25 protein-coding genes are annotated in these 24,671 nt (G+C 69.7%); 20 read left to right on the top strand and 5 right to left on the bottom strand.

Features of this window, described 5'->3' with window-relative positions; all coding sequences use genetic code 11:
• Positions 1 to 52: 52 nt before the first annotated feature.
• The 3 genes from ET475_RS05070 to dnaK are packed head-to-tail and all read right to left on the bottom strand — an operon-like array spanning position 53 to position 3,604.
• Positions 53 to 1,060 (bottom strand): DnaJ C-terminal domain-containing protein, encoded by a 1,008-nt coding sequence (locus ET475_RS05070; RefSeq protein ID WP_129386709.1) that lies wholly within the window; start codon positions 1,058 to 1,060, stop codon positions 53 to 55.
• A 17-nt stretch (positions 1,061 to 1,077) separates the two neighbouring features.
• Entirely contained in the window at positions 1,078 to 1,707 is a 630-nt protein-coding gene (locus ET475_RS05075; protein ID WP_129386712.1) for a nucleotide exchange factor GrpE, read from the bottom strand.
• A 4-nt stretch (positions 1,708 to 1,711) separates the two neighbouring features.
• Positions 1,712 to 3,604, bottom strand: coding sequence for a molecular chaperone DnaK (gene dnaK / locus ET475_RS05080; RefSeq protein ID WP_129386715.1), 1,893 nt, complete (start codon positions 3,602 to 3,604; stop codon positions 1,712 to 1,714).
• Positions 3,605 to 3,952: 348 nt separating this feature from the next.
• On the opposite strand from dnaK, the gene ET475_RS05085 reads away from it, so the two are divergent.
• The 6 genes from ET475_RS05085 to ET475_RS05110 all read left to right on the top strand — a co-directional run bounded on the left by ET475_RS05085 (position 3,953) and on the right by ET475_RS05110 (position 11,384).
• Positions 3,953 to 5,344: an MFS transporter gene (locus ET475_RS05085; protein ID WP_422879939.1), complete on the top strand. Its 1,392-nt coding sequence runs from the start codon at positions 3,953 to 3,955 to the stop codon at positions 5,342 to 5,344.
• 192 nt (positions 5,345 to 5,536) lie between these two features.
• Positions 5,537 to 6,514 (top strand): glycosyltransferase family 2 protein, encoded by a 978-nt coding sequence (locus tag ET475_RS05090; protein ID WP_129386718.1) that lies wholly within the window; start codon positions 5,537 to 5,539, stop codon positions 6,512 to 6,514.
• On the top strand, positions 6,511 to 7,860 hold the full coding sequence (locus tag ET475_RS05095) for a polysialyltransferase family glycosyltransferase (RefSeq protein WP_129386721.1): 1,350 nt from the start codon (positions 6,511 to 6,513) through the stop codon (positions 7,858 to 7,860). The genes ET475_RS05090 and ET475_RS05095 overlap by 4 nt, the downstream gene beginning before the upstream one ends.
• Positions 7,857 to 9,005, top strand: coding sequence for an acylneuraminate cytidylyltransferase (locus tag ET475_RS05100; RefSeq protein ID WP_129386724.1), 1,149 nt, complete (start codon positions 7,857 to 7,859; stop codon positions 9,003 to 9,005). Before ET475_RS05095 ends, ET475_RS05100 begins: the two co-directional genes overlap by 4 nt.
• 91 nt (positions 9,006 to 9,096) lie before the next feature.
• Positions 9,097 to 9,969 (top strand): N-acetylneuraminate synthase family protein, encoded by an 873-nt coding sequence (locus ET475_RS05105; RefSeq protein WP_129386727.1) that lies wholly within the window; start codon positions 9,097 to 9,099, stop codon positions 9,967 to 9,969.
• The gene (locus ET475_RS05110) at positions 9,966 to 11,384 is read left to right on the top strand and encodes a DUF6716 putative glycosyltransferase (protein ID WP_129386730.1); all 1,419 of its coding nucleotides are present in this window, start codon (positions 9,966 to 9,968) and stop codon (positions 11,382 to 11,384) included. Before ET475_RS05105 ends, ET475_RS05110 begins: the two co-directional genes overlap by 4 nt.
• Positions 11,385 to 11,402: 18 nt before the next feature.
• Here ET475_RS05110 and ET475_RS05115 read toward each other — a convergent pair whose 3' ends face one another.
• A complete protein-coding gene (locus ET475_RS05115; protein ID WP_129386733.1) occupies positions 11,403 to 11,984 on the bottom strand; it encodes a MarR family winged helix-turn-helix transcriptional regulator in 582 nt (193 codons plus the stop codon).
• A 118-nt stretch (positions 11,985 to 12,102) separates the two neighbouring features.
• Between ET475_RS05115 and ET475_RS05120 the strand changes: the two genes are divergently transcribed.
• Positions 12,103 to 12,981 carry a MarR family winged helix-turn-helix transcriptional regulator gene (locus ET475_RS05120; protein ID WP_129386736.1) on the top strand — a complete coding sequence of 293 codons (879 nt, stop codon included), beginning with the start codon at positions 12,103 to 12,105 and terminating at the stop codon, positions 12,979 to 12,981.
• 98 nt (positions 12,982 to 13,079) lie between these two features.
• Here the strand turns inward: ET475_RS05120 and ET475_RS05125 are convergent, their stop codons facing one another.
• Positions 13,080 to 13,472 (bottom strand): winged helix-turn-helix transcriptional regulator, encoded by a 393-nt coding sequence (locus ET475_RS05125; protein WP_242497773.1) that lies wholly within the window; start codon positions 13,470 to 13,472, stop codon positions 13,080 to 13,082.
• 108 nt (positions 13,473 to 13,580) lie between these two features.
• Between ET475_RS05125 and ET475_RS05130 the strand changes: the two genes are divergently transcribed.
• From ET475_RS05130 to ET475_RS05190, 13 genes are all read left to right on the top strand, one after another.
• Positions 13,581 to 14,546 carry an NADP-dependent oxidoreductase gene (locus tag ET475_RS05130; RefSeq protein WP_129386742.1) on the top strand — a complete coding sequence of 322 codons (966 nt, stop codon included), beginning with the start codon at positions 13,581 to 13,583 and terminating at the stop codon, positions 14,544 to 14,546.
• A complete protein-coding gene (locus tag ET475_RS05135) occupies positions 14,543 to 14,857 on the top strand; it encodes an NIPSNAP family protein (RefSeq protein WP_129386745.1) in 315 nt (104 codons plus the stop codon). Before ET475_RS05130 ends, ET475_RS05135 begins: the two co-directional genes overlap by 4 nt.
• A gap of 83 nt (positions 14,858 to 14,940) precedes the next feature.
• On the top strand, positions 14,941 to 15,615 hold the full coding sequence (locus ET475_RS05140; RefSeq protein WP_129386748.1) for a sirohydrochlorin chelatase: 675 nt from the start codon (positions 14,941 to 14,943) through the stop codon (positions 15,613 to 15,615).
• A 147-nt stretch (positions 15,616 to 15,762) separates the two neighbouring features.
• Positions 15,763 to 17,502: a nitrite/sulfite reductase gene (locus ET475_RS05145; protein WP_422879940.1), complete on the top strand. Its 1,740-nt coding sequence runs from the start codon at positions 15,763 to 15,765 to the stop codon at positions 17,500 to 17,502.
• The gene (locus tag ET475_RS05150; RefSeq protein WP_207205413.1) at positions 17,499 to 18,254 is read left to right on the top strand and encodes a phosphoadenylyl-sulfate reductase; all 756 of its coding nucleotides are present in this window, start codon (positions 17,499 to 17,501) and stop codon (positions 18,252 to 18,254) included. Before ET475_RS05145 ends, ET475_RS05150 begins: the two co-directional genes overlap by 4 nt.
• Entirely contained in the window at positions 18,251 to 19,210 is a 960-nt protein-coding gene (gene cysD, locus ET475_RS05155; protein ID WP_129386754.1) for a sulfate adenylyltransferase subunit CysD, read from the top strand. Before ET475_RS05150 ends, cysD begins: the two co-directional genes overlap by 4 nt.
• Positions 19,210 to 20,511: a sulfate adenylyltransferase subunit 1 gene (locus ET475_RS05160; protein WP_129386757.1), complete on the top strand. Its 1,302-nt coding sequence runs from the start codon at positions 19,210 to 19,212 to the stop codon at positions 20,509 to 20,511. Before cysD ends, ET475_RS05160 begins: the two co-directional genes overlap by 1 nt.
• The gene (gene cobA / locus ET475_RS05165; RefSeq protein ID WP_129386760.1) at positions 20,508 to 21,269 is read left to right on the top strand and encodes a uroporphyrinogen-III C-methyltransferase; all 762 of its coding nucleotides are present in this window, start codon (positions 20,508 to 20,510) and stop codon (positions 21,267 to 21,269) included. The genes ET475_RS05160 and cobA overlap by 4 nt, the downstream gene beginning before the upstream one ends.
• 31 nt (positions 21,270 to 21,300) lie before the next feature.
• Positions 21,301 to 22,659, top strand: a complete 1,359-nt coding sequence (locus tag ET475_RS05170; RefSeq protein ID WP_242497774.1) for an FAD-dependent oxidoreductase — start codon at positions 21,301 to 21,303, stop codon at positions 22,657 to 22,659.
• On the top strand, positions 22,656 to 22,976 hold the full coding sequence (fdxA, locus tag ET475_RS05175) for a ferredoxin (protein ID WP_129386766.1): 321 nt from the start codon (positions 22,656 to 22,658) through the stop codon (positions 22,974 to 22,976). Before ET475_RS05170 ends, fdxA begins: the two co-directional genes overlap by 4 nt.
• 2 nt (positions 22,977 to 22,978) lie before the next feature.
• Complete coding sequence (locus ET475_RS05180; protein WP_129386769.1) at positions 22,979 to 23,899, top strand: NAD(P)/FAD-dependent oxidoreductase; 921 nt, start codon at positions 22,979 to 22,981, stop codon at positions 23,897 to 23,899.
• Positions 23,900 to 24,018: 119 nt separating this feature from the next.
• Positions 24,019 to 24,255, top strand: coding sequence for a type II toxin-antitoxin system Phd/YefM family antitoxin (locus ET475_RS05185; RefSeq protein ID WP_129386772.1), 237 nt, complete (start codon positions 24,019 to 24,021; stop codon positions 24,253 to 24,255).
• On the top strand, positions 24,255 to 24,668 hold the full coding sequence (locus ET475_RS05190; RefSeq protein WP_129386775.1) for a type II toxin-antitoxin system VapC family toxin: 414 nt from the start codon (positions 24,255 to 24,257) through the stop codon (positions 24,666 to 24,668). Before ET475_RS05185 ends, ET475_RS05190 begins: the two co-directional genes overlap by 1 nt.
• Positions 24,669 to 24,671 lie beyond the last annotated feature (3 nt).

Consider the following 24,671-nt stretch of genomic DNA (forward strand, 5'->3'; position numbering starts at 1 on the left):
GGGGGCGTTTCGTCTCGCTTCACTCGCTCAACGACCGACACCCACAACCGGCTCAACGGCCAGACGCGGCCTTGGACATCAACTCCGCGCGCGGGTTCTCCTTCGGTTCGAGTTCGTGAAAGCGCTCAAGCGCTTCGCGGGCCGCGTCGTCGAGGTGCGACGGCACGGCCACCTGCACCTCGGCGAGCAGGTCGCCGGTGCCCTTCTTGCTCTCCACGCCCCGGCCCTTCACACGCAGCACGCGGCCTGACGGAGTGCCCGGCGCGACACGCAGCCGCACCGGGTCGCCGCCGAGCGTGGGCACCTCGATCGTGGCGCCCAGCGTCGCCTCGGTGAAGGTCACCGGAACCGTCACGCGCAGGTTGAGCCCGTCGCGGGTGAACACCGGGTGCGGGCGCACCGTCACTGTCACGACGACATCGCCGTTCTCTCCGCCATCGGGTGAGGGATGCCCCCGCCCACGCAGCCGGATCTTCTGGCCGTTGGACACCCCGGCGGGGATCTTCACCTTGAAGGGCTTGCCGTTCTCACCCGAGAGCGAGATCGTCTCGCCCTTGACGGCGGTGACGAAGTCGAGCGTCGTATGCGCCGTGACATCCGCCCCCTTCTGCGGGCCGCCGTATCCGCGGTAGCCACCGGAGGGCTCGCCGAACCGGCCCGAGCCGAATCCGCCGCCCTGCTGGCCGAACATCGAGAAGATGTCCTCGAAGTTGCCCGACTGCTGAAAGCGGGCGCCGGAACCGCCCCGGCCGCCCTGGCCGAACATGCTGAAGACGTCTTCGAAGCCGCCGGCGCCCTGGCCGCCCGCAGTGAAGCGGGCGCCCGAGCCCATCGCGCGGATCTGGTCGTACTCGGAGCGCTGCTCTTTGTCAGAGAGCACCGAGTACGCCTCGCTGATCTCTTTGAACTTCGACTCGGCGGCGGTATCACCCGGGTTGGAATCCGGGTGATACTTGCGCGCGAGCTTGCGATAGGTCTTCTTCAGTTCGGCATCGCTGACGTCCTTGGACACACCGAGCGTCTTGTAGAAGTCCTTGTCGAACCAGTCTTGACTGGCCATGGATGCTCCCTCCGCGGTCAATCCGCCGGAACGGCGACGACCACCTTCGCGGGGCGCAGCTCGACGTCACCCAGCCGGTATCCGGTCTCCACGACCTCCAAGACGGTCGGCTCGGTGGTTCCGGGGGTCGGCTGCTGGAAGACGGCCTCGTGGTGCTGCGGGTCGAACGCTTCACCGGCCGCGCCGTAGGAGGTCACGCCCAGCCGCTCCACGGTGCCGCGCACCTTCTCGGCGATGAGCGCGAACGCGCTGCCCTCCTCGAGGTCGCCGTGCTTTTCGGCACGGTCGAGGTCGTCGAGCACGGGCAGCAGCCCCTTGGCCGCCTCACCCTTGGCACGGTCAATCTCGACCTGGCGCTGCTCCTCGGTGCGGCGGCGGTAGTTCGCGTACTCGGCCTGCAGGCGCTTGAGATCGTTCAGCAGCGTCGACTCCAGGTCGGCGAGCTTGGCGTCTTCGGCCGCGGCATCCGGATTCTGCGCGGTACCGAGGATGTCATCCACCGTCCACTCATCGTCCGAGCCTTCGGCGCTGGCGGCCCCGGTCGGGTTGTCGGTTCCGTCCTGCGCGTCGGGGTCGGAGGCGTGCGCCTCCGACCCCTCTGCGTCCGGACGGACCTCGTCGTTGTCGTCGAAGTCCTTCTCGGTCATGTCCCTACTTCGCCTCTCCTGAGCCTGCCGAAGGGTTCTCGTCCTCGTCGTCGACGACCTCGGCGTCGACCACATCCTCCTCGGGGTTCGGCACGTCGCCGTTGCCCGGGTCGGCGACGTTCGGGTCGCCCTGCTCACCGGCAGCCTGCGCCGACTGGTAGATGGCCTCGCCCAGCTTCTGCTGGCTCTCGTTGAGCTTCTCGAAAGCAGTCTTCACCGCGTCGTCGTCTTCGCCGGCCAGGGCCGTCTTCAGAGCGTCGACATCGGCCTGCACGCTCTCCTTCACATCGGCGGGCAGCTTGTCATCGTTGTCCTTGATGAGCTTCTCGATCGAGTACGAGAGCGTCTCGGCCTGGTTGCGGGTGTCGGCGGCCTCGCGGCGCTTCTTGTCCTCAGCCGCGTGCTCCTCAGCCTCGCGCACCATGCGCTCGATGTCATCCTTGGGCAGGCTCGAGCCGCCGGTGATGGTCATCGACTGCTCCTTGCCGGTGCCCTTGTCCTTCGCCGACACGTGCACGATGCCGTTGGCGTCGATGTCGAAGGTCACCTCGACCTGCGGGATGCCGCGCGGAGCCGGCGCGATGCCGGTGAGCTCGAACGTGCCCAGCGGCTTGTTGTCGCGGGTGAACTCGCGCTCACCCTGGAAGACCTGGATGGCAACCGACGGCTGGTTGTCGTCGGCCGTGGTGAAGGTCTCGCTGCGCTTGGTCGGAATGGCGGTGTTGCGCTCGATGAGCTTGGTCATGATGCCACCCTTGGTCTCGATACCGAGGCTCAGCGGGGTGACGTCGATCAGCAGCACATCCTTGCGCTCGCCCTTGAGAACGCCCGCCTGCAGCGCGGCGCCCACGGCGACGACCTCGTCGGGGTTCACGCCCTTGTTGGGCTCCTTGCCGGTCTCGCTCTTGACGAGCTCGCTGACGGCAGGCATGCGGGTCGAACCGCCCACAAGCACGACGTGGTCGATGTCGGCGACCTTGATGTTCGCCTCGCGGATGACATCGGCGAACGGCTTCTTGGTGCGGTCGAGCAGGTCCTTGGTGAGGTCCTCGAACTTGGCGCGGGTCAGGGTCTCCTGCAGGTTCGCCGGGCCCGACTCGGTCAGCGAGAGGTAGGGCAGCGAAATGCTGGTCGACGTCGAGCTCGACAGCTCTTTCTTCGCCTGCTCGGCGGCCTCCTTCAGACGCTGCAGCGCGATCTTGTCACCCGAGACGTCGACGCCCGTGGTGTCCTTGAACTGCTTGATCAGCCAGTCGACCACGCGCTGGTCCCAGTCGTCGCCGCCGAGCCGGTTGTCGCCGGCGGTGGCGCGCACCTGGATCGTGGAGAAGTCGTCGTCCTTGCCCACCTCGAGCAGAGACACGTCGAACGTGCCGCCACCGAGGTCGAACACCAGGATGAGCTCGTCTTCCTTGCCCTTGTCCAAGCCGTAGGCCAGGGCGGCCGCGGTCGGCTCGTTGATGATGCGCAGCACATTCAGGCCCGCGATCTCGCCGGCCTCCTTCGTGGCCTGGCGCTCGGCGTCGTTGAAGTACGCAGGAACCGTGATGACGGCATCGGTCACGGTGTCACCCAGGTACTGCTCGGCGTCGCGCTTGAGCTTCTGCAGAATGCGCGCCGAGATCTCCTGCGGCGTGTAGGCCTTGCCGTCGACATCCTGGGTCTTCCAGTCGGTGCCCATGTGACGCTTGACGGAGGTGATGGTGCGGTCGACGTTCGTGACGGCCTGGCGCTTGGCGGTCTCGCCGACCAGCACCTCGCCATCCTTGGTGAACGCGACGACCGACGGGGTCGTGCGGAAGCCCTCGGCGTTGGCGATGACCTTCGGCTCGCCACCCTCGAGAACGGAGACGACCGAGTTGGTCGTACCGAGGTCGATTCCCACTGCACGTGCCATGTGTTTCTCTTTCTGTCCGGGGGTCGCAACGGATGCCGCGGCCCGGTTATCGCTGATGAAGTCATCTCGCGGCCCGATCTTGAGCCGCGATGACTCAAGTGTATGTCAGCGCTCTCGCGCTGTCAATAAAGTTGATAACACCCGGCTCAAGTTTGGCATTCCCCAGGGGACCCGTCAGCGCTCTGCGCGCGGGCGGAAGGACGCGAGCCCGTCCGTTCCGAGCTCGGTCGGCACCGAGCCGACGGCGAGGTCGGCGTCGACGAGCCGCGCCAGGGAGCGGCCGCCGGCGAGTTCCGCACGCGCGGCAGATCCCGCAGCTGTGGCATCCCGCCTCGTCCTTCCCGTAGCCTGAGCGGTGTGACCGGCCACGATGCCCCCGACCCGCGCTTTTCCACCGCAGCGTTGACGACGCCCGATGCGCCCGAACCGGTGCCCGGCAAGCGTGTGTGGTCGTGGGCGATGTGGGACTGGGCGACACAGCCGTTCAACTCCGTCATCCTCACGTTCGTGTTCGTGTCGCTGTACCTCGTCTCCGACACATTCCTTCCCGCCGACATCGCCGCATTGGATGCCTCTGACCCGGTCAAAGAGCGGGCGTTGGCGGAGCTGTCCAGTGGATACGGGTTCGTGACGTTCTGGGCGGGCATCGCGATCCTCGTGCTGGCGCCTGCCCTCGGACAGAGCGCCGACCGCGCTGGGCGCAAGAAGCGCTGGCTGCTGGTGGCGACGGCGCTGCTGGCACTGACACAGTTCGCGCTATTCTTCGTGCACGCCGACCCCGCTTACTTCTGGTTCGGTGCGGTCACGGTGGCGATCGGTTCGGTGTTCAGCGAGATCGCCGGCGTCAACTACAACGCGCTCCTGGTGAGCGTGTCCACACCGAAGACCATCGGCAAGGTCAGTGGCCTGGGCTGGGGTATGGGCTACATCGGCGGCATCATCGCGCTGGCGATCGTCGTCGTGCTCAACGCTGCGCACTGGTTCGGCATCGACACCTCAGGCGGCATGGCCTATCGGCTCATCGCCGTCGGCTGCGCGGTGTGGACGGTCGTCTTCGCGATTCCTCTCGTCCTGAACGTGCCCGAGCCACCCACCATGCCGGGCACGAAGCGCGTGAACTTCTTCGCGAGCTACGTCGAACTCGTCAAGGACATCATCCGGCTGTTCCGCAGCCACCGGCCGACGTTCTGGTTCCTGCTGGCAAGCGCCGTGTACCGCGACGGGCTGGCGGGGGTTTTCGCATTCGGCGGCGTACTGGCCGCCGTCGTCTTCGGATTCTCGAGCAACCAGGTCATCATCTTCGGCATCGCCGCCAACGTCGTCGCCGGCATCGCGACGATCTTCGCGGGGCGCCTCGACGACCGCTATGGCGCGCGCGCCGTCATCATCTCGGCGCTGAGCATCCTGATCGCCATGGCGCTCGTCGTCTTCTTCCTGCACGACGCCGGCCAGCTGCCGTTCTGGATCTGCGGGCTCATCCTCTCGGCCTGCGTCGGCCCGGCGCAGGCGGCATCCCGTTCCCTGCTGGCGCGCGTGACCCCCGCGGGTATGCAGGGCGAGATCTTCGGCCTGTATGCCACCACCGGCCGGGTTGCCAGCTTCCTCGCACCGGGACTGTGGGCGCTGCTGATCGCGTGGTTCGGCGCGACCTATTGGGGCATCCTCGGCATCATGATCGTGTTGCTGGCCGGGCTCATCTTGCTGTTGTTCGTGCGACTGCCCAAGCACGTGCGCCTCTGATCCCGGGCACACTTCGCGCACACGGTGTTCGCGATTTCGTGCCGACAGGGGTCGGGATGCCGAAGCCCGGCCATCCCTTCGGCCGCCGGGGCGCAGCATCCGCGCGCCGGCTCGATGAGCCGATCCGCATCCGTCGCCGTGTGTTCACCGGGAGGTCGCCGGACGGTCACCGCGACGTGACACGGTCGCAGGGTGCCCAGCCCCATAGCCACCGCCATTCTGCCGGCCAAGGACGCCGGCGAGTTCGTCGGCACCACGCTCGAGACGCTGCTGCGGCAGTTCGATCAGCCCGACGCCCTCAAGCTCGTCGCGATCGACGACGGGTCCCGTGACGACACCGGCGCGATCATGGCGCACTATGCGGAGAGGTTCGAGCACGCCGAAGTCCTGACCAACCCCACCCCGGTGGGACTCGCCAGCGCCCGCAACCAGGGGCTGGTGCACGTCGAGGGCGATGCCTTCTGCTTCATCGACGGGGACGACTGGATGGCCCCGCGCCGGCTCGCCGCCCTGGCCGCCGCCCTCCGTGACCTCGGGTGCGACTTCGTGCGCACCGACCACGTGACCGTCACCGAGACCCGCCGGGCGCTCGTGCGCGCACCGTTCCCGTGGCGCGGCGTGGCCGTCTCGCCGCGCGACGCGATACTGCCGCCCGACGAATCGACGATGGTCGACTACCCCTACGCCTGGGCCGGGATGTTCCACCGCCGCCTGCTCGACGAGGGCCTGGCCGAGTTCCCGCCCGGGCTGTTCACCGCCGAGGACAGACCATGGATCTGGCGCCTGCACCTGCAGGCGGCATCCTTCGCCGTCGTGGATGCCCCGCACCTGCTGTATCGGCGCGGCGTCTCGAGCTCGCTCACCCAGGTGCTCGACCGCCGACAGCTCGATTTCGGACGGGCGCTCATCCAGGTCGTCGACATCGTGGAGCAGGATGCCGACGCCGAGCGTTTCCGCCCGAAGATCACGGCGACCGCCCTCGCCGTCAGCTCGCACCACCTCATCCGCTCGCGGGGCATGAGCATGGCAGTGCGCGGCGAGCTGGTCGGGGTCATCCGCCAGCTGCTGGCGCGCCTGGACCCGGACGAGGTGGAAGCCGCCCTCCCGCGGCTGAGCGATCCCCGGCGCCGGGTGCTGGCCCGCCACGTGCGAAGGATGGGCCGCGCGTGACCCAGGTGTTCGCCCTGCACACCCCGTACGGGCTGATGACGGCGATCGCGGCAATCGATGCGGGGCTCGTGCCGCCCGACGACGAGCGCGTGCTCGTTCCGATCAATTCTGCGGCCGTGCCAGAGACCAACCGAGGGCTCGACGAGTCGCCGCAGCTGCGATCGCTGCGGAACCGATTCGATCGCGTGGTGCCACTGAACCCGCTGCTGGATCCCCTGCATCCGACGGCGTGGGCTCCGCGCGAGACAGAGCTGCCGGCGTGGGAGCGCCTGCTCGCCCACGCGTGGGACCTGGATCCTGCCCGACTGGACCTTTATGTGCAGACGCCCCAGGTCGCACCGACCCGCACCCTGCTCTCGACGTTCCGGCGGGCGCGGATCACCGTCATCGGCGACGGACTGATGACCTACGCCCCTGTTCGCACCCGGCTGCCGCGCACCATCGCCGGGCGCGTGCAGAGCGTGCTCTACCCCGACGTGGTGCCGGGACTGGTCCCACTGCTGTTCGCCGAGGTCGGGGCAGCCCCGGTCGCGATTCCCGCACCCGCGTTCGCCGCGGTGGTCGCCGAGATCGACGACGCCTCGGCCGAGCGCGACCACACCCCACACGGCGCTCCCGCCGCGCTCGTGCTCGGTCAGTACCTCGCAGCGCTCGGCCTGGTCACCGTCGACGAAGAGACGGCGATGCAGGCCGAGATGGTCGACCGCGCCGTCGAGCACGGGGCGCGGCGCATTGTGTTCAAGCCGCATCCGACCGCGCCGCCGGCGCTCGCCGAGAGCGTGCATGGACGGGCGCGACGCCACGGCGTGGCCTTCGAGCCCTACCCCGGCGACGCCCCCGCCGAAGTGCTCACCCGCCGGCTCGACGCGGTCGCCGTGGTCGCCGGCTTCTCCACCGCGCTGCCGACCGTGCGCGCGCTGTACGGAACGCCCACCGAGGCCGTCGGCAACGCCACGGTGCTCGCCGCCCTCCGGCCGTTCGAGAACAGCAACCGCATCCCCGCGACCATCGTCGATGCGACCAACCGACCCGATACGGCCTTCGCCGCACCCGGTCGCCTGCAGCACCTCGTCGACGCTGTCGGCTACTGCATGCAGCCGCGCACCGCCGCACATCTGCGCCCCCGCGCCGAGGCACTTCTCGACGGGCTCGACCCCGGTGAGCGCAGCCGCTACTTCAGCGCTCGGCGCCTGGCCGAACTGCGTCTGCCCGGCGCCCCGCGCGGCATGATCACGCACATCCTCATCGGCACCGGCGGCGTCGGCCACGCCGAGGAGGCCCGCCTCGCGATGCGCGGGGCGGGCCGGCGCACCCGGCGTGCCTGGAAGGCGGTGACCGGTCGATGAGCGTCGTCGCGGCCATCATCCCCGCCCGGGGCGGGTCCAAGGGCGTGCCCGGCAAGAACCTGCGCCGCGTCGGCGGGGTCCCTCTCATCACACGGGCGGTGCGCGCGGCACAGGCCGCGTCGAACGTCGATCTGGTCGTGGTCACCACCGACGACGACGCCATCGCGACGGTCGCCGCCGACGCCGGCGCCCGCGTGATACGACGCCCGGCCCACCTCGCCGGAGACACCGCAAGCAGCGAGAGCGCCGTGCTGCACGCGCTCGAGACCCTTGCTGCCCACGGCATCGACGTGGGCATCGTCGCCTTCCTGCAGGCCACGTCGCCGTTCATCCCTTCCGAGAGAGTGCAGGATGCCGTGGCCGCCGTGCGCGCGGGACGGTACGACAGCATCTTCTCGGCGCACGAGACCTACGGCTTCCTCTGGCGGCGCGGCGACGACGGCATCGCGGAACCGATCAACCATGCGGCATCCCACCGCCCCCGCAGGCAGGACCGCGAGCCGCACTACCTCGAGACCGGGGCCTTCTACGTGTTCGATGCCGCGGGGTTCCGCACCGCCGGCCATCGCTTCTTCGGTCGGGTCGGCATCGTCGAGGTTCCCGAGCGGACCGCGATCGAGATCGACGACGTGGAACAGCTGGCGCGGGCATCAGCCCTCGCCCCTCTCGTCGAGGAGCCGGCCCGCATCTCCGCGCGCGCCGTCGTGACCGACTTCGACGGCGTGCACACCGATGACACCGCGCTCGTCGATCAGGACGGACGGGAACTCGTGCGAGTGAGCCGGTCCGACGGAATGGGCGTCGGTATCCTGCGACGCGGCGGCATCCCGGTCCTGATCCTGTCGACCGAGACCAACCCGGTCGTGGCCGCCCGCGCGGCCAAGTTGCGCGCGGACGTGCGCCAGGGGGTGGACGACAAGGCCTCCGCGCTGCGGGCGTGGGCCAGTGCGGTCGGGGTGGCCCTGGACGATGTCGCCTACCTCGGCAACGACATCAACGACCTGTCGGCGATGGCACTGGTCGGGTGGCCGATCGCCGTTGCCGACGCGCATCCCGCCGTGCGTGCGCAGGCGCGTGTGGTGCTCGCGCGCCCCGGCGGGTCCGGCGCCGTTCGCGAACTCGTCGACCGGCTGTCGACCGACTGACGGCATCCCGTCACGGCCACGTCACCGCCCGGTGGGGCGGCGTTCACGTGCAACGCCGACTCTCGAAGTGTCACGTTGAGAGGACACAGAAATGACCGTCAGAATCGGTTCGCACACCATCGGCGGCGGGAATCCCGCCTACGTCATCGCCGAGATCGGCCTCAATCACAACGGAGATGTCGAACTGGCCAAGCGCCTCATCGACGTCGCTGCCCGTGCGGGCGCCGACGCCGTGAAGTTCCAGAAGCGCACGCCCGAGATCTCCACCCCCGAGCACATGCGCGACACCCCGCGCGAGACGCCGTGGGGAACCATGACCTACCTCGAGTATCGGCGCCGTGTCGAGTTCGGGCGCGACGCGTATGTGGAGATCAGCGACTACGCGACGATGGCGGGGCTCGACTGGTTCGCCTCGCCGTGGGACGTGCCCTCGGTCGCGTTCCTTGAGGACCTGAACGTCGTCGCGCACAAGGTGGCCTCAGCCTCAGTCACCGACCTCGAGCTGCTCGCGGCGATCCGCGAGACCGGTAAGCCGGTGATCCTGTCGACCGGCATGTCGACGATCGACGAGATCGACCGGGCGCTGGGTGCGCTCGACACCGGCCGGCTGGTGCTCATGCATGCGACCTCGACCTACCCGATGGAGCCTGAAGAGGCCAACATCAAGACGATAGCGACGCTGCGCGACCGCTACCCGGGCATTCCGGTGGGGTACTCGGGCCACGAGCGCGGCCTGCAGATCTCGCTGGCCGCCGTCGCGCTGGGCGCGGTCGCGGTGGAGCGCCACATCACCCTCGATCGCACCATGTGGGGCTCAGACCACGCCGCATCGCTCGAGCCGGCGGGCCTGGAACACCTGGTCCGCGACATCCGCATCGTCGAGACCGCCCTCGGTGACGGCGTGAAGCGGGTCTTCCCGGGCGAGCTCGCGCCCAAGGCGAAGCTGCGGCGCGTACCGGCATGAGCCTGCTCGCCGCTCGTCCCGCACCCGGTGTCGATGACGTCGGCACGCGGTCCGTCTCCGGACCGGATGCCGCCTCCCGGCGCGAACCGACCGTGCTGCGACGCGGCGCCACGATGAGGGTCGTGGCGATCGCCGACGCCGATTCGTACGTCAAGTGGGCTGCCGCGATGCTCGACTCGGCTGACGGGATCGACCCGCGGATGCTGATAGTGCGCACCCCGCTGACGGTCAGCCGGGCGCAGGAGCGTGCGGCGCTGGCCGGCACGACGCTGGGCGTCGGTGAGCCGGCGGCGCGCTCGGTGTCGCGGGTCGCGCACGGGGGGATAGTGCCGCGCTTGCGCGCCCTGCGACCCGATGTCGTGCTCATCGCCGGGCGTGGCCAGTTCGTGCGTCTCGTGCAGCGCGAAATCGACCGTCTCGAACGGCGGCCCATCGTCGTCGCGGGGCTACCCGGCATCTCCATCCCCGCCCAGCGCGGGGCTGCCACCTACCGCCGCCACTGCGACCTGCTCGTGGTGCACTCGCTGCGCGAGCGCCACGCGTTCTCTGATCTGTGCGCACGCCTGAACATCGACGTGCCCCTGGGCCTGGCGACGCTGCCGTACGCCCGTGGCCGCCTGCCCGCCGCAGGCGGGACCGATCTCGTCTTCGCCGCGCAGGCGATAGTGCCGGGCACCCGGGACGACCGGCAGCGCCTCGCCGACCTGCTCGTGGCAGCCGCCCGGTCCCGCCCCGACCGGCGGGTCGTGCTCAAGCTGCGCTCACGCGAGAACGAGACGGAGACGCACTTCGAACGCACCCGGCTGGTCGAGCTCATGCACGAGCGACCCGGCAATCTCGTGGTGTCGTACGAGCCCATGCGCACGGCGCTGCAGACCGCCGAGGGACTGGTCACGGTGGGATCGACCGCGGCCGTCGAGGCCATCGCGCTGGGCGTGCCGGTGATTGCTCTGGACATGTTCGGCGTGCGCAAGACACTGCTGAACACGGTGTTCCGCGGCAGCGGGCTGTTCGGCGACGCCGACGACGTGATAGCACGGCGGTTCCGGCATCCTGCCGCGCAATGGATGACCGACAACTACTTTCACGACCCGGCGGAATCGACCTGGTGGACGCAGGTCTGCGAGCTTGTCGAGCAGCGCCGCCGTGGTGCTCTAGCACCACGGCCGGTTCCACCGCCGCGCGGGGGAGCGCTGCATCTGGCGTTCGAGCGCAAGAGCGTGCTCGGGCATGAGGACCGCACCCTCACCGGTGCTCTCGCTCTTGCGATCGGCGTGCCGCTGGCCGGCATCGTCGTGCGCCTGCGTCGGTACCGCAACCGTGGACGCGCCCTGTCGTGGAGCGACGAATCGGGCGACATCACTGTCACTCCGGCGCTCTACCAAGACCCGATTCGTCGCAGGGTGCGGCGCTGAGCCGCGTGCCTGGGCCGCTCACCGCCCCCACGAGTCGGCGAGCTTGGTCAGCAGCCGCGCCAGCTCCGCCCGCTCGGCGTCAGTGAACTCGGCGAGGGCGTCTTCGATCGCCGCGCGGCGGTTGCCGCGGAACCCGCTGATGACGGCGTTCCCCTGCTCGGTCAGCACGATGCGCGTGCGCCGGGCGTCGTCGGGATCGGCCTCACGGCGCACGAACCCGAGACCCACACACTGCTGCACGAGCCGGGATGCCCGGGGCTGATCGACCCCGATCCGTTCGGCGAGTTCGCTGACCGAGAGGGGTGTGGATGCCGCGGCCAGCGCCTCGAGCAGACGCACACGCGCGGGCCCGCCGAAACGTCCGTGTGCCCCCGACCAGGGCATTCCCGGTGCCGGCATTGTGCGCGGATCGAACGGGTCGGGAATGCCGCGGCGCCCCCGTTGGTGCATGTCGGCATGGATGCCGCGGTGGAGGTCGCCGTGGCTCGGGTCACCGTGATGCCTTCCGCCGCCGGCGCCCGGAGGCGGAAGGCGACGTGCCCGCAGCCGGGCGAGCGCTGCGGCGATGACGTCGGCAGGATCGGGCGATGCATCAGACATGCCTCCAATTTACATGCGATTTGACATGTAATGCTCCTGCATGTCACACTACATATACATGTCAATGGACATAGTTTGATCCGGCGGCCACGATGCCGCCGACCCGAAAGGACTTCTCATGAACACCACACCTGAACAGGGCGCATCGACGCCCGAAGAAGGTTCCACTCCCACCGATCCCCGACCGCTGGGCGCCTGGCTGCGCCTGGTCGACCGGCTGATCGCTCGCGAGTTCGCCTCGGCGCTTGAGGGCGCCGACCTCACCCGCCGCGACTGGATGCTGCTCAACGCAGCAGCCGGCACGGTCGAGGCCCCCTGGATGGCCGATCGGCTCACCCCGGGCGGCAAGCGTGTCGCCCGACTGGCCCGCCGCGGCTGGATCGCGCGCGAAGGCGACACCTGGAAGGTCACCGACGAGGGCCGCAGCGCGCTCGATCGTCTCACCGAGAAGGTCGAGGCCGTACGCGCGAAGGTCACCGGCACGCTCTCTGACGACGAGTTCGCTCAGCTGAAGGGCTCGCTCGAGTCCATCGCGCGCGGCCTGGGCTGGGACGAATCCCAGCCGCTGCCGCCGCGCCGTGGGCGCCGCGGTGCCCGGCGCGGTGCACGCCCGAACGGCGACGAGCGCGGCGCCGGCTGGGGACCCTATGGTCGCGGTCACGGATTCGGCGGCTACGGCCGCGAGTTCGGCGAGCGCCGCCGTGGGCATGACCCGCGCGGTGCCTACCAGCGCGGGTGGAACGCCCGCGAACGCCGGATCGGCGAGGCCGGAGGGGACTTCGACGCGCGCGCCGAGTTCGAGCATGGCTTCGGACCTGGCCGCCGTGGATTCGGTCCCGGCCACCACGCGTACCTGCGCGAAGAGTTCGAGCGCCGTCACCACGGCCGCGGCATGCGCAACCCGCGCAGTGCCGAGGGCGCGTACGAGCGCGGCTTCGCGGCCGGTTTCACCGCCGCGAACGCTCGGCCCGCAGCATCCACTCCCCCGGTCGACTGAGTCGACCACACAAGGTGGCAGAGGGAATCAACATAAGATTCCCGCCCCTTCTGCCACCTCACCGCGTCACGGGTGGCATCCACCGCGCCAGGAACACCTCAGCTCTCGAGCAGAGTCAGGTCGCGGTCGCGGTTCTCACCCACGACGTCGTCGAGGTGGTGCTCGACCCACACGCGCAGACCGCGCAGCGGCTCAGAGACGCTTCGACCCAGCGCGGTGAGCTCGTACTCGACATGAGCGGGAACCGCCGGGTACACCGTGCGAGCGACCATGCCGGAGTCTTCGAGTCGCCGCAGCGTCTGGGTGAGCACCTTGGGACTCACTCCGGCCAGCAGCTGCTTGAGCGCTCCGAAGCGCATCGGCCCCGCTTCCAGGGCCCCGATCGCCAGCGCCGTCCACTTGTTCGCGAGCAGTTCGAGCAGGGCACGGCAGGGACACTGCGCCGCGTACACGTTGTGCACATCGTGCGTTCCGGTCGGACAGGCTTCCACGACGCCTCCATGCTTCCCATTGGATACTGGGTGCCCTTGCGGGTAACCACTACCGAAAGCATACGGTCGGTGTCGTCGGACGGAAACGCCGTCCAGAAGGAGCTGACAATGACCGACGACACGATGCGGGCGATCAGGCAAGACGCCTTCGGGCCCTCTTCGGTGCTGCATATCGCCGAGGTCGCCGTCCCCGTGCCGCTGCCCACCGAGGTGCGCGTGCGCGTGCACGCGGCCGGGGTCAACCCCGTCGATTGGAAGACCCGCGCCGGCGGGGGCGTGTCGGGGGTTCCGCGGCCTCTTCCGTTCACCGTGGGATGGGATGTCTCGGGTGTGGTCGACGCGGTGGGCTTCGGGGTGACCACACTCAAGCCCGGCGACGAGGTCTTCGGCATGCCGTGGTTCCCGCGCGAGGCCGGCGCCTACGCCGAGTACGTCACCGCGCCGTCGCGGCACTTCGCCCGCAAGCCGCGCACCATCGGGCATATGGATGCCGCGGCCCTGCCGCTTGCCTCGCTCACCGCCTGGCAGGCCATCGTCGACACCGCCGGCGTCGAAGCCGGGCAGCGCGTGCTCATCCACGCCGCCGCCGGCGGGGTCGGGCATCTCGCCGTGCAGATCGCCGTCGCCCGTGGCGCCCATGTGATCGGCACCGCCAGCGGCGCCCGTGAGGAGTTCGTGCGCGGGCTCGGCGCTGAAGAGTTCGTCGACTACCGCTCCGCGCGCTTCGACGAGCAGCTCGACGACGTCGACGTGGTCATCGATCTGGTGGGCGATGTCGCACAGACCGGGGTGCCCTCCATCGGCATCCTCACCCCCGGCGGCCTCTACATCGGGGTGCCCGGTGGGATCAGCCCCGAGGTGGCGGCCGCCGCCGAGGCACGCGGTGTGCGCACCACCGGCATCCTGGTCGAGCCCGACCACACCGCCCTCGCCGCGATCGCCGAACTGGTCGACGCGGGCAGGCTGCGCGTGGCCGTCGAGCAGACGTTCCCGCTCGAGCAGGCCGGGGCCGCGCACGACGCAGTGGCCACCGGACACACGCAGGGCAAGATCGTGCTCGAGGTCGCACGATGACCGGCCGGCTCGTCGAGATCCGCCGATACGTCGCATTTCCGGGTCGGCGTGCCGAGCTTGCCGACATCATGGATCGGGTCGTCATTCCCTTCGTCCGGGCCCGCGGGGTCGAGGTGACCGGCTCGCTGCTGGTCGAAGACGATGACGACGCGTACATCTGGATTCGCGCCTTCCACGACGAGAGCGACCGCGAGCGCGCCTACGCCGCCATCTACCAAGACCCGGAGTGGATCGACACGATCGGGCCGGCGGTGAAAGAGCTGATGGACGTGGAGCGGGCCGTCATCACCACCGCGACGACCACAGCCTGATCCCCGCGCGCAGGGCGGGCGATGCAAGGCGTTGTGTGACGCACGAAACCGCGCCGCAACAATCGCCTGGCATCCTGAACACCATGCCCGCCCTGCTCGCCGTCTCGCACGGCACCTCCTCGGTGCGGGGGGCGGCTGCGATCGCCGCGCTGGTCGACGGCGTCGCCGCACGTCTTCCCGGCATCGAGGTGCGGGCCGCTTTCGTCGACGTGCAGCAGCCGGATGCCGCATCCGCGGTACGAGCGACCGGGGGGCCGCTCGTCGTGGTGCCGCTGCTGCTGTCGACGGGGTTCCATGTGCGCGTCGACCTGCAGACGGCCGTGGCCGGACGGCCGGATGCCGTGGTCGCGCCGCCGCTGGGACCAGACGCCCGCCTGGCCCAGGTGCTCGCCGATCGCATCCCCGACCATCGGCCGGTGATCCTCGCGGCCGCGGGATCGCGCGAGCCCGCATCGGCCCCGGCATGCGAGCGGGCCGCCGCCCTGCTGCGCGAACGCGTCGACGCCCCCGTGCACCTGGCATATCTGGCCGCCCGCACGCCGACGCTGCCCGATGTCGCGGCGCGACATCCCGATGCACTCGTGGTTCCCTACCTGCTCGCGCACGGCTTCTTCCACGACCTGGCCACGCGTCAGGCGCCTGGCCACACCGTGACCGCGCCGCTGCTTGACGGGCAGGAGGTGCCCGACGCGCTCATCGACCTCGTCGTCGCCCGGTTCACCGCCGCCGCGGCAGATCACCGCAGCACACCACAGTGACGTTTCGCACGTCACATGACGAAGTGTGTCGCCGAAAGGCATCGCAACGTCATCCGACGCCGTAACCGACGCGAAAGTTCCTACTCTCGGTGTCATCCAATTCTTCAGCGGGTTGTTTCCGCACGTCCAGAGGGGGCGGTCGTGACCATCGACACCACCACCACGACGGCGCCCACCGGTGCCGGGACGGTGCGCGGCGCCCGCACCCGCACCAGCCGCGCGCCGCAGAAGCCGAATGCGCAGTGGAAGATCGACGGGACCACGCCGCAGAACCCTGTCGAGGCGTTCAAGCTCGAAGACGACGGACTCAACGTGCGCCGCCGTATCGAAGAGGTCTATGCCAAGCAGGGCTTCGACTCCATCGCCGGCGACGACCTGCACGGGCGCTTCCGCTGGTGGGGGCTGTACACGCAGCGCAAGCCCGGCATCGACGGCGGACGCACTGCCCAGCTCGAACCGCACGAGCTCGAAGACCGTTATTTCATGATGCGCATCCGCATCGACGGCGGTCAGTTGACCACCGAGCAGCTGCGGGTGATCGGTGGCATCTCGACCGAGTTCGCGCGCGATGTCGCCGATGTCACCGACCGACAGAACGTGCAGCTTCACTGGGTGCGCATCGAAGACGTGCCCGAGATCTGGCGCCGGCTCGAGGCCGTCGGCCTGCAGACGACCGAGGCGTGCGGCGATGTGCCTCGCGCGTTTCTCGCCTCTCCGGTGGCCGGCATCGCCGCCGATGAGCTCATCGACCCGACGCCGCAGCTGCGCGGCATCGTCGACACCTACATCGGCGACCCGAGCGTGTCGAACCTGCCGCGCAAATACAAGACCGCGATCACCGGGCACCCCAGCCAAGACGTCGTGCATGAGATCAACGACTGCTCGTTCGTGGCGGTCGAGCACCCCGAACTGGGCATCGGCTACGACCTGTGGGTGGGCGGGGCCCTGGCCGCCGTGCCGCGGCTGGGCGAGCGTCTGGGCGCCTTCGTGCCGCCCGAGCGCGTCGTCGAGGTCTGGTACGGCGTGACCCGCCTGTTCCGCGACTACGGCTACCGGCGACTGCGCAACAAGGCCCGCATGAAGTTCCTGCTGGCCGACTGGGGTCCCGAGAAGCTGCGGAACGTGCTCGAGACCGAATACCTCGACGCGCCGCTGCCCGACGGTCCCGCCGCGCCCGAGCCGGTCGGCGCGCCCGACCACGTGGGCGTGCACAAGCAGAAGGACGGCCGCTACTTCATCGGCGCCTCCACACTTGTCGGCCGGGTCTCGGGGTCGACGCTGACGGCGGTCGCCGAGCTCGCCGAGGCCAACGGGTCGCGCCGCGTGCGCACCACCGCGTTCCAGAAGATCCTCGTGCTCGACGTGCCCGAAGAGCGAGTGGACGCCGTCACCGCCGGGCTCGAAGAACTCGACCTGTCGGTGCATCCCAGCATGTTCCGCCGCGCGACCATGGCGTGCACGGGAATCGAGTTCTGCAAGCTCGCGATCGTGGAGACGAAGGTCAACGCCGCGCAGGCGATCACGCAGCTCGAGCAGCGCCTGGGCGACCTCGAGCCCGAGATCGGCCGCCCCATCACGCTGCATGTGAACGGCTGCCCCAACTCGTGCGCACGCATCCAGGTCGCCGACATCGGCTTGAAGGGGCAGCTGATCACCGACGCCGCCGGCAACCAGGTGCCCGGCTACCAGGTGCACCTGGGGGGAGGCCTGGCCACCGAGGGGCGTCCCGAGGCGGGCCTGGGCCGCACCGTGCGCGGCCTGAAGGTGCCCGCCGACGGCATCGCCGACTATGCCGAGCGCGTCATCCGCCGCTATCTCGCCGACCGCGAACCCGGCCAGACCTTCGCGCAGTGGGCGCACGAAGCCTCCGACGAGGCACTGCAGTGAGCACGGCCACGCGCACGCGGGATGCCGCGGCCTTGCAGGCGCTCGCCGTCGCCGGCCGGCACGCGCTCGGCGACGCGCCGCACGGTGTCGCCCCCGACGAGCTGCCCGGCCCCGAGGCCACACCCACGCAGGTGGTGGCGTGGGTGGCCGAGAACTTTCCGCTGCGCAGCGTCGCGGTCGCTTGCTCGATGGCCGACGGCGCGCTGCCGCACCTTGTCGCACAGCAGCTACCGGGCGTCGATGTGCTCTTCCTCGACACCGGCTATCACTTCGCCGAGACCGCCTTCACCCGCAACGAGGTCGCCGAGCGGCTCGATGTCACGGTCGTCGATGTGCGCCCCGAGCTCACCATCGCGCAGCAGACGGCCGCGCACGGCAAAGACCTCTTCGCCCGCGACCCCAACCTGTGCTGCGCGATCCGAAAGGTCGAGCCGCTGCACCGCGCGCTGCAGGGTTATGACGTGTGGATCACCGGTGTGCGCCGCGACGAAAGCCCCACCCGCACCGACACGCCCCTGATCACCTGGGACGAGCGCAACGGCCTGGTCAAGGTCAACCCGGTCGCCGCGTGGAGCTTCGACGACCTGCTCGACTACGCCACCGTGCACGAGGTGCCGGTCAATCCCCTCGTCGCCCAGGGCTACCCCTCGATCGGCTGCGCGCCCTGCACCCGCCCGGTCGCCGCCGGCGAAGACCCCCGGGCCGGCCGCTGGGCGGGCCTGGCCAAGACGGAATGCGGACTGCACTTATGACCCTGATCACCTCGATCGACGAGTTCGACGACCTCGATGCGCCCGATGCCGCCGCTGCGGCATCGGCTCTGGACACCCTCGATCTGCTCGAGGCCGAAGCCATCCACATCATCCGCGAGGTCGTGGCCGAATTCGCCCGACCGGTGCTGCTGTTCTCGGGCGGCAAGGACTCGGCACTCGTGCTGCACCTGGCCGCCAAGGCGTTCTTCCCTGCGCGCGTGCCGTTTCCGGTGCTGCATGTGGACACGGGCCACAACTTTCCCGAAGTGCTCGATTTTCGCGACCGCACGGTGGCACGACTCGGTCTCGACCTGCGTGTCGCACACGTGCAGGACTACATCGACGACGGCCGCCTGACCGAGCGCGCCGACGGCACGCGCAACACGTTGCAGACCCGGCCGCTGCTGGATGCCATCGCCGCGGGAGGGCATGACGCCGTCTTCGGTGGCGCGCGCCGCGACGAAGACAAGGCACGCGCCAAGGAGCGCATCATCTCGCTGCGCGACGAGTTCGGGCAGTGGAACCCCCGCAACCAGCGCCCCGAGCTGTGGAGCCTGTACAACGGACGGCACCGGCCCGGCGAGCACGTGCGGGCCTTTCCGATCTCGAACTGGACCGAGCTCGACGTGTGGCGGTACATCGCCAGGGAACGCATCGAGCTGGCACCGCTGTACTACGCCCACGAGCGCGCGGTGTTCCGCCGCGACGGCATGTGGCGGGCGGTCGGCGACAGCTCACAGCCCCGCGGCGACGAGACCGTCGAGCGCCGCGTCGTGCGCTACCGCACCGTGGGCGACATGAGCTGCACCGGGGCGGTGGCCTCTGACGCCGCCGATATCGCCGCGGTCCTCGACGAAGTGGCGCGCTCGACCATCACCGAGCGCGGCGCGACCCGCGCCGATGACCGCATCAGCGAGGCCGCCATGGAAGACCGCAAGAAGGACGGGTACTTCTGATGACTGCGAACACCCTCTTCCGGTTCGCGACGGCCGGCTCGGTCGACGACGGCAAATCGACCCTGGTCGGCCGGCTGCTGCATGATGCCAAGGCCATCCTCGCCGACCAGCTCGAGCAGGTCACCCGCACCTCGCGCGACCGCGGCTTCGCCCTGGGCGAGTTCGACTTCGCGCTGCTCACCGACGGGCTGCGCGCCGAGCGCGAGCAGGGCATCACCATCGACGTGGCCTACCGCTATTTCGCGACCGATCGGCGCACCTTCATCCTCGCCGACTGCCCCGGGCACGTGCAGTACACCCGCAACATGGTGACGGGTTCGGCCACCGCCGACGCCGTGGTGCTCCTGGTCGATGCGCGCAAGGGAGTGCTCGAGCAGACCCGCCGGCACCTGGCGGTGGTCGCGCTGCTGCGCGTGCCGCACATCGTCATCGCGGTGAACAAGATCGACCTGATCGGGTTCGACGAGCCGACATTCACCCAGGTGGCACAGCAGGCGAGGGATGCCGCCGCCGCGCTGGGCCGCGACGATGTGCACGTGGTCCCGGTCTCGGCGCTGGAGGGCGACAACATCGTGGCCCGGTCCGCGCGCACGCCCTGGTACGAGGGCCCGACGCTGGTCGAACTTCTCGAGGCACTGCCGTCGACCTCGGCAGAGGCCGACCAACGCCGCTTTCGACTGCCGGTGCAGTTCGTGCTGCGCCCGCAGGGCGCGCTTGCCACCGAGTTGGCCGACCGCGCCGACGACTACCGCGACTACCGCGGCTTCGCCGGGCGCGTCGCCGAGGGCAGCGTGCGCGTGGGGGAGCGCGTGCGCCTGCTGCCGGGCACCGCCACGACGCAGGTCACCGGCATCCAGGTCGCCGGGCGGGCGGCATCCGAAGCCCGTGCCCCGCAGTCGGTCACCCTCACCCTCGCCGACGAGCTCGACGCGCCGCGCGGCACCGTGATCACCACCGATGGCGCGCCGGCCACCCGTCGCGACGCGCTCGTCGAGGTCTTCCAGCTCGACGAGCGGCCCCTGCAGGTCGGCGACCGGGTGCTGGCCAAGCACGGCACCGCGACGGTGCAGGCGCGTGTGGACGAGATAGTGTCGCGGCGCGACCTCGACACCCTGGGACACGAGCCGGCCTCGGCACTGCAGGCCAACGACATCGGACGAGTGCGGCTGCGCTTCGCCGCCGAGTTACCGCTCGAACCGTATGCGATCAGCCGGGAGAGCGGTTCGCTCATCCTCATTCACCCCGATGACGGCGCCACGCTGGCAGCCGTCACCGTTCTCGCCGACGAGCGCGCACGATGAGCGGACGCGTCGATCTCGTCGGGGCCGGGCCCGGCGACGCCGGGCTGCTGACCCTGCGCGGGCTGCGCCTGCTACGAGAAGCCGACGTCATCATCGCCGACCGCCTGGGGGCACGGCAGGTGCTCGACGAGCTCATCACCGCCGGTGAGCCGATCACCGCGCAGATCGTCGATGTCGGCAAACTGCCCGGTCACCATGCGGTGCCGCAGCATGTGATCAACGATATGCTCGTGAACTTCGCGCGGGCCGGCGCCCGCGTGGTGCGCCTGAAGGGCGGCGACCCGTTCGTGCTGGGCCGGGGACGCGAAGAGCAGCTGCACTGTGTGGCCGCCGGCGTTGAGGTGTCGGTCGTGTCGGGGGTGACCAGCGCGGTGTCGGTGCCGGCCGTGGCCGGCATTCCGCTCACCCATCGCGGCATCGCCACCGGGTTCAGCGTGGTGAGTGGGCACGATCAGATCGAGACGGTGCCCGGCGGGCGCGACCACACCGTGGTGCTGCTGATGGGCATCGGCACGCTCGCCCACTCCGCCCACGTTCTCGCACAGGGCGAGCGCGGCGGCGCCTGCCCCGTCGCAATCGTCGAAGATGGGTATGGGCCCGCCGAGCGGGTGACCATCGGCACCTTGGCCACCATCGTGTACGACGCAGCCGCTCGGCAGGTTCGCAACCCCGCTGTCGTGGTGATCGGCGATGTCGTGCGTCTCGCACACGCCGCCACCGACCGTCTCGCCGCACCCGCGGCGGCCGCGGCATCCTGACCTTCCCTGTCGAACCCGAAAGGCAATTGACGTGACGAGTTCTGCACTCTCTTTGCGTGTGGCGATCGTGGGCTCCGGCCCCGCCGGTATCTACGCCGGAAACCTGCTCAGCACCGCCGTGGCCGAAGCCGGCGGCGAGGTGACGATCGACCTGTTCGAGTCGCTCCCGGCCCCGTACGGACTGATCCGGTACGGCGTCTCACCCGACCACCCGCGCATCAAGGGGGTCATCGACTCGCTGCACCACATGCTGCACGACGGTGACATCCGCTTCCTCGGCAACATCGAGGTCGGTCGCGACATCGCCCTCGACGAGCTGCGCGAGCGCTACCACGCCGTGATCCTGGCCACCGGCGCGCTGCGCGACGCCGCCCTGCCGATCCCCGGCATCGACCTGCCCGGCTCGTACGGCGCGGCTGACTTCGTGGCCTGGTACGACGGCCACCCCGACGTTCCGCGCACCTGGCCGCTCGACCAGCAGTCGGTCGCCGTCATCGGCAACGGCAACGTCGCCCTCGACGTGGCTCGCGTGCTGGCCAAGCGGGGCGAAGACATGCGCACCACCGATGTGCCCGACAACGTGCTGGCTGGGCTGGAATCGTCGGCGGTGACCGATGTGCACGTGTTCGGCCGCCGCGGTCCCTCTGGCATCAAGTTCACTCCGATCGAACTGCGCGAGCTGGGCGAGGTACGCGACCTGGACATCATCCTCGACGACGACGATTTCGCGTTGGATGCCGACACCGTGCCCGCCAGCAACCAGGTCAAGGTCATGCAGCGCATTCTGAACTCGTGGCGCGAGCGCGAGGTCGGGCAGGCATCGCGGCGACTGCATCTGCACTTCTGGCACACCCCGGTCGCCGTGCTCGGCCACGATCGCGTCACGGCGGTGCGATTCGAGCGCACCCGTCCCGGCGCCGACGGCGCACTGCAGACGACCGGCGAGTTCCGCGAGTACCAGGTGGGCGCGCTGTACCGGGCCATCGGGTACTACGGCACGCAGGTCGAGGGCGCCCCCTTCGACCAAGCGCGCGGCGTCGTACCCAACGCCGAGGGGCGTGTCGTCGGTGAGACGGGGCTGTACGCGACCGGGTGGGTCAAGCGCGGGCCGGTGGGACTGATCGGCAGCACGAAATCCGACGCGCTCGAGACGATCGGCCACGTCGTCGACGACGCGCAGGCGGGGCTGCTGACGGCGCCGGTGGCCGGCGACGTGCTCGAGCTGCTCGCCTCTCGGGGCGTGGTCCACACCGACTGGAGCGGTTGGCTGGCCCTTGACGCGCACGAGCGCGCCCTGGGCGAGAACCATGAGCACCGGCGTGAGCGGGTCAAGGTCGTCGACCGCGACGAGCAGGTCGAGATCGCCTCGTCCGAGGTGCTCGCGCGATGACGTATGTCATCGCTCTGCCCTGCGTCGACGTCAAAGACCGCGCGTGCGTCGACGAGTGTCCCGTCGACTGCATCTATGAGGGCGAGCGCTCGCTCTACATCCATCCCGACGAGTGCATCGACTGCGGCGCGTGCGAACCGGTGTGCCCCGTCGAGGCCATCTACTACGAAGACGACCTGCCCGAAGAGTGGGCCGACTACTACAAGGTGAATGTCGAGTTCTTCTCCGACCTCGGCTCGCCGGGCGGCGCACAGAAGCTCGGTCCCACCCACGTCGACCACCCGCTGGTCGCCGCTCTGCCACCGCAAGGAGAATAGGGATGTCGGAACTGCAGGATGTGCTGATCATCGGCGGCGGCCCCGCCGGGCTGTCGGCGGCGCTGAATCTGGGTCGGTCGGTCGCCGAGGTCACCGTCGTCGACGCCGACCGTCCGCGCAACGCCGCGACGCTGTCGGTGCATGGGTTCCTCACCCGCGACGGCATAGCCCCGAACGAGCTCAAGCGCATAGCGCGCGAAGAGCTGACCGCCTATCCGACCGTGCACTACCGCGCGCGTCAGCGGGTGTTCCGCCTCGGTCGTGATGAGGGCGTGTTTGTGGCCGAGATCGGCCAGCGGGCGGCCACCGATGTGGTGTTCGCACAGAACGTGCTCATCGCCACCGGCCTGCATGAGACACTGCCCGACGTTCCCGACCTCATCTCGTTCTACGGCATGAGCCTTTTCAGCTGTGCGGCCTGCGACGGGTGGGAGCAGCGCGGACGGCGCCTCGCGCTGTTCGGGGCATCCGACGACCTCGCCGACCGGGCCCGCCTGATCGCGCGCTGGACCGACGAGCTCACCGTGTTCACCCACGGGGCCGCGGTGATCGATGCGGTCGCCGAGGCCGAGCTGACCGCCGCGGGGGTGACGGTCGAGCGCACGCCGGTGGCCGCCCTGGTCGGCGAGCGCGGGCGGATCGAAAGCGTCGAGCTGGTCGATGGACGCGGCATCCCCGTCGACGGTGGCTTCATCCGCCCCGAATGGACGGTCGATCTGGCCTTTCTCGACGGCATCGTCCCCGACCGCGACGAGAACGGCCACCTCCTCACCGACGGGTCGGGTCGCACGAGCGAGTTCGGCGTCTACGCCGCCGGCGACATCACCGCGGGCCCGCAGCAGCTCATCGTCGCCGCCGGCGCTGGTGCACGCGCCGCCGCCGTCATCGTGCACGACGCGGTCGGGGTCGTCACCTCGCACTGACGCCGCGGCGCGGCATCCCACCTCCGCGCGGCCGCCGCGCTATCGGTGGGCGTGCAGAGATATCCCGAGGCATACGCGGATAGCGGCTAAAACGACTGGTCGTAGACTAGTCTACGTACATGAGCAGAGTCAGCGCCTACGACGCGAAGACGCACCTGTCCGCCCTCCTTGAGAGAGCAGCAGCAGGCGAGTCGATCACGATCACGAAACATGGCCACGATGTCGCTCGACTCACGCCCGTCGACGCGCGACCAGACCCCGCCGGGCTCATCGAGAAGGTCCGCGGCTTCCGCGCATCCCTCCCCCAAGAGCTGATCGATATCCGAGAACTCATCGATGACGGGCGCCGCTACTGATGCCTCTCGTCCTTGACACGTCGCTGACCCTGGCGTGGCTTCTGCCCGATGAAACGAACGACGCTGCCGACGCCGTGCTGAATCCTGCGATCTCGAACCGCGACGTCATCTTGGCACCGAGCCTGTGGCGGTACGAGACCTCCAACGCGATCGTCAGCGCGCGCCGTCGCGGCCGCCTGACCGACGCACAGGTTACTCAGGCCATCGACATCCTCGACGCTTTGAACGTCGAGACACCGGAACGGCCGCCGGCCCGCGCAGCACTCGTCGCCGCATCTCTGCGCACGGGTCTGAGCGCCTACGACGCGAGCTACCTCGTGCTCGCTGAGACGGCGGGCTGCCCGCTGGCGACGCTCGACGCGAAGCTCGCGCAGGCCGCCCGCGACTCAGGGGTGGAAGTCCTGCCCGGCTGAGCC

Origin of the sequence: Microbacterium protaetiae (genome assembly GCF_004135285.1) — a bacterium.
Classification (GTDB): Bacteria; Actinomycetota; Actinomycetes; order Actinomycetales; family Microbacteriaceae; genus Microbacterium; species Microbacterium protaetiae.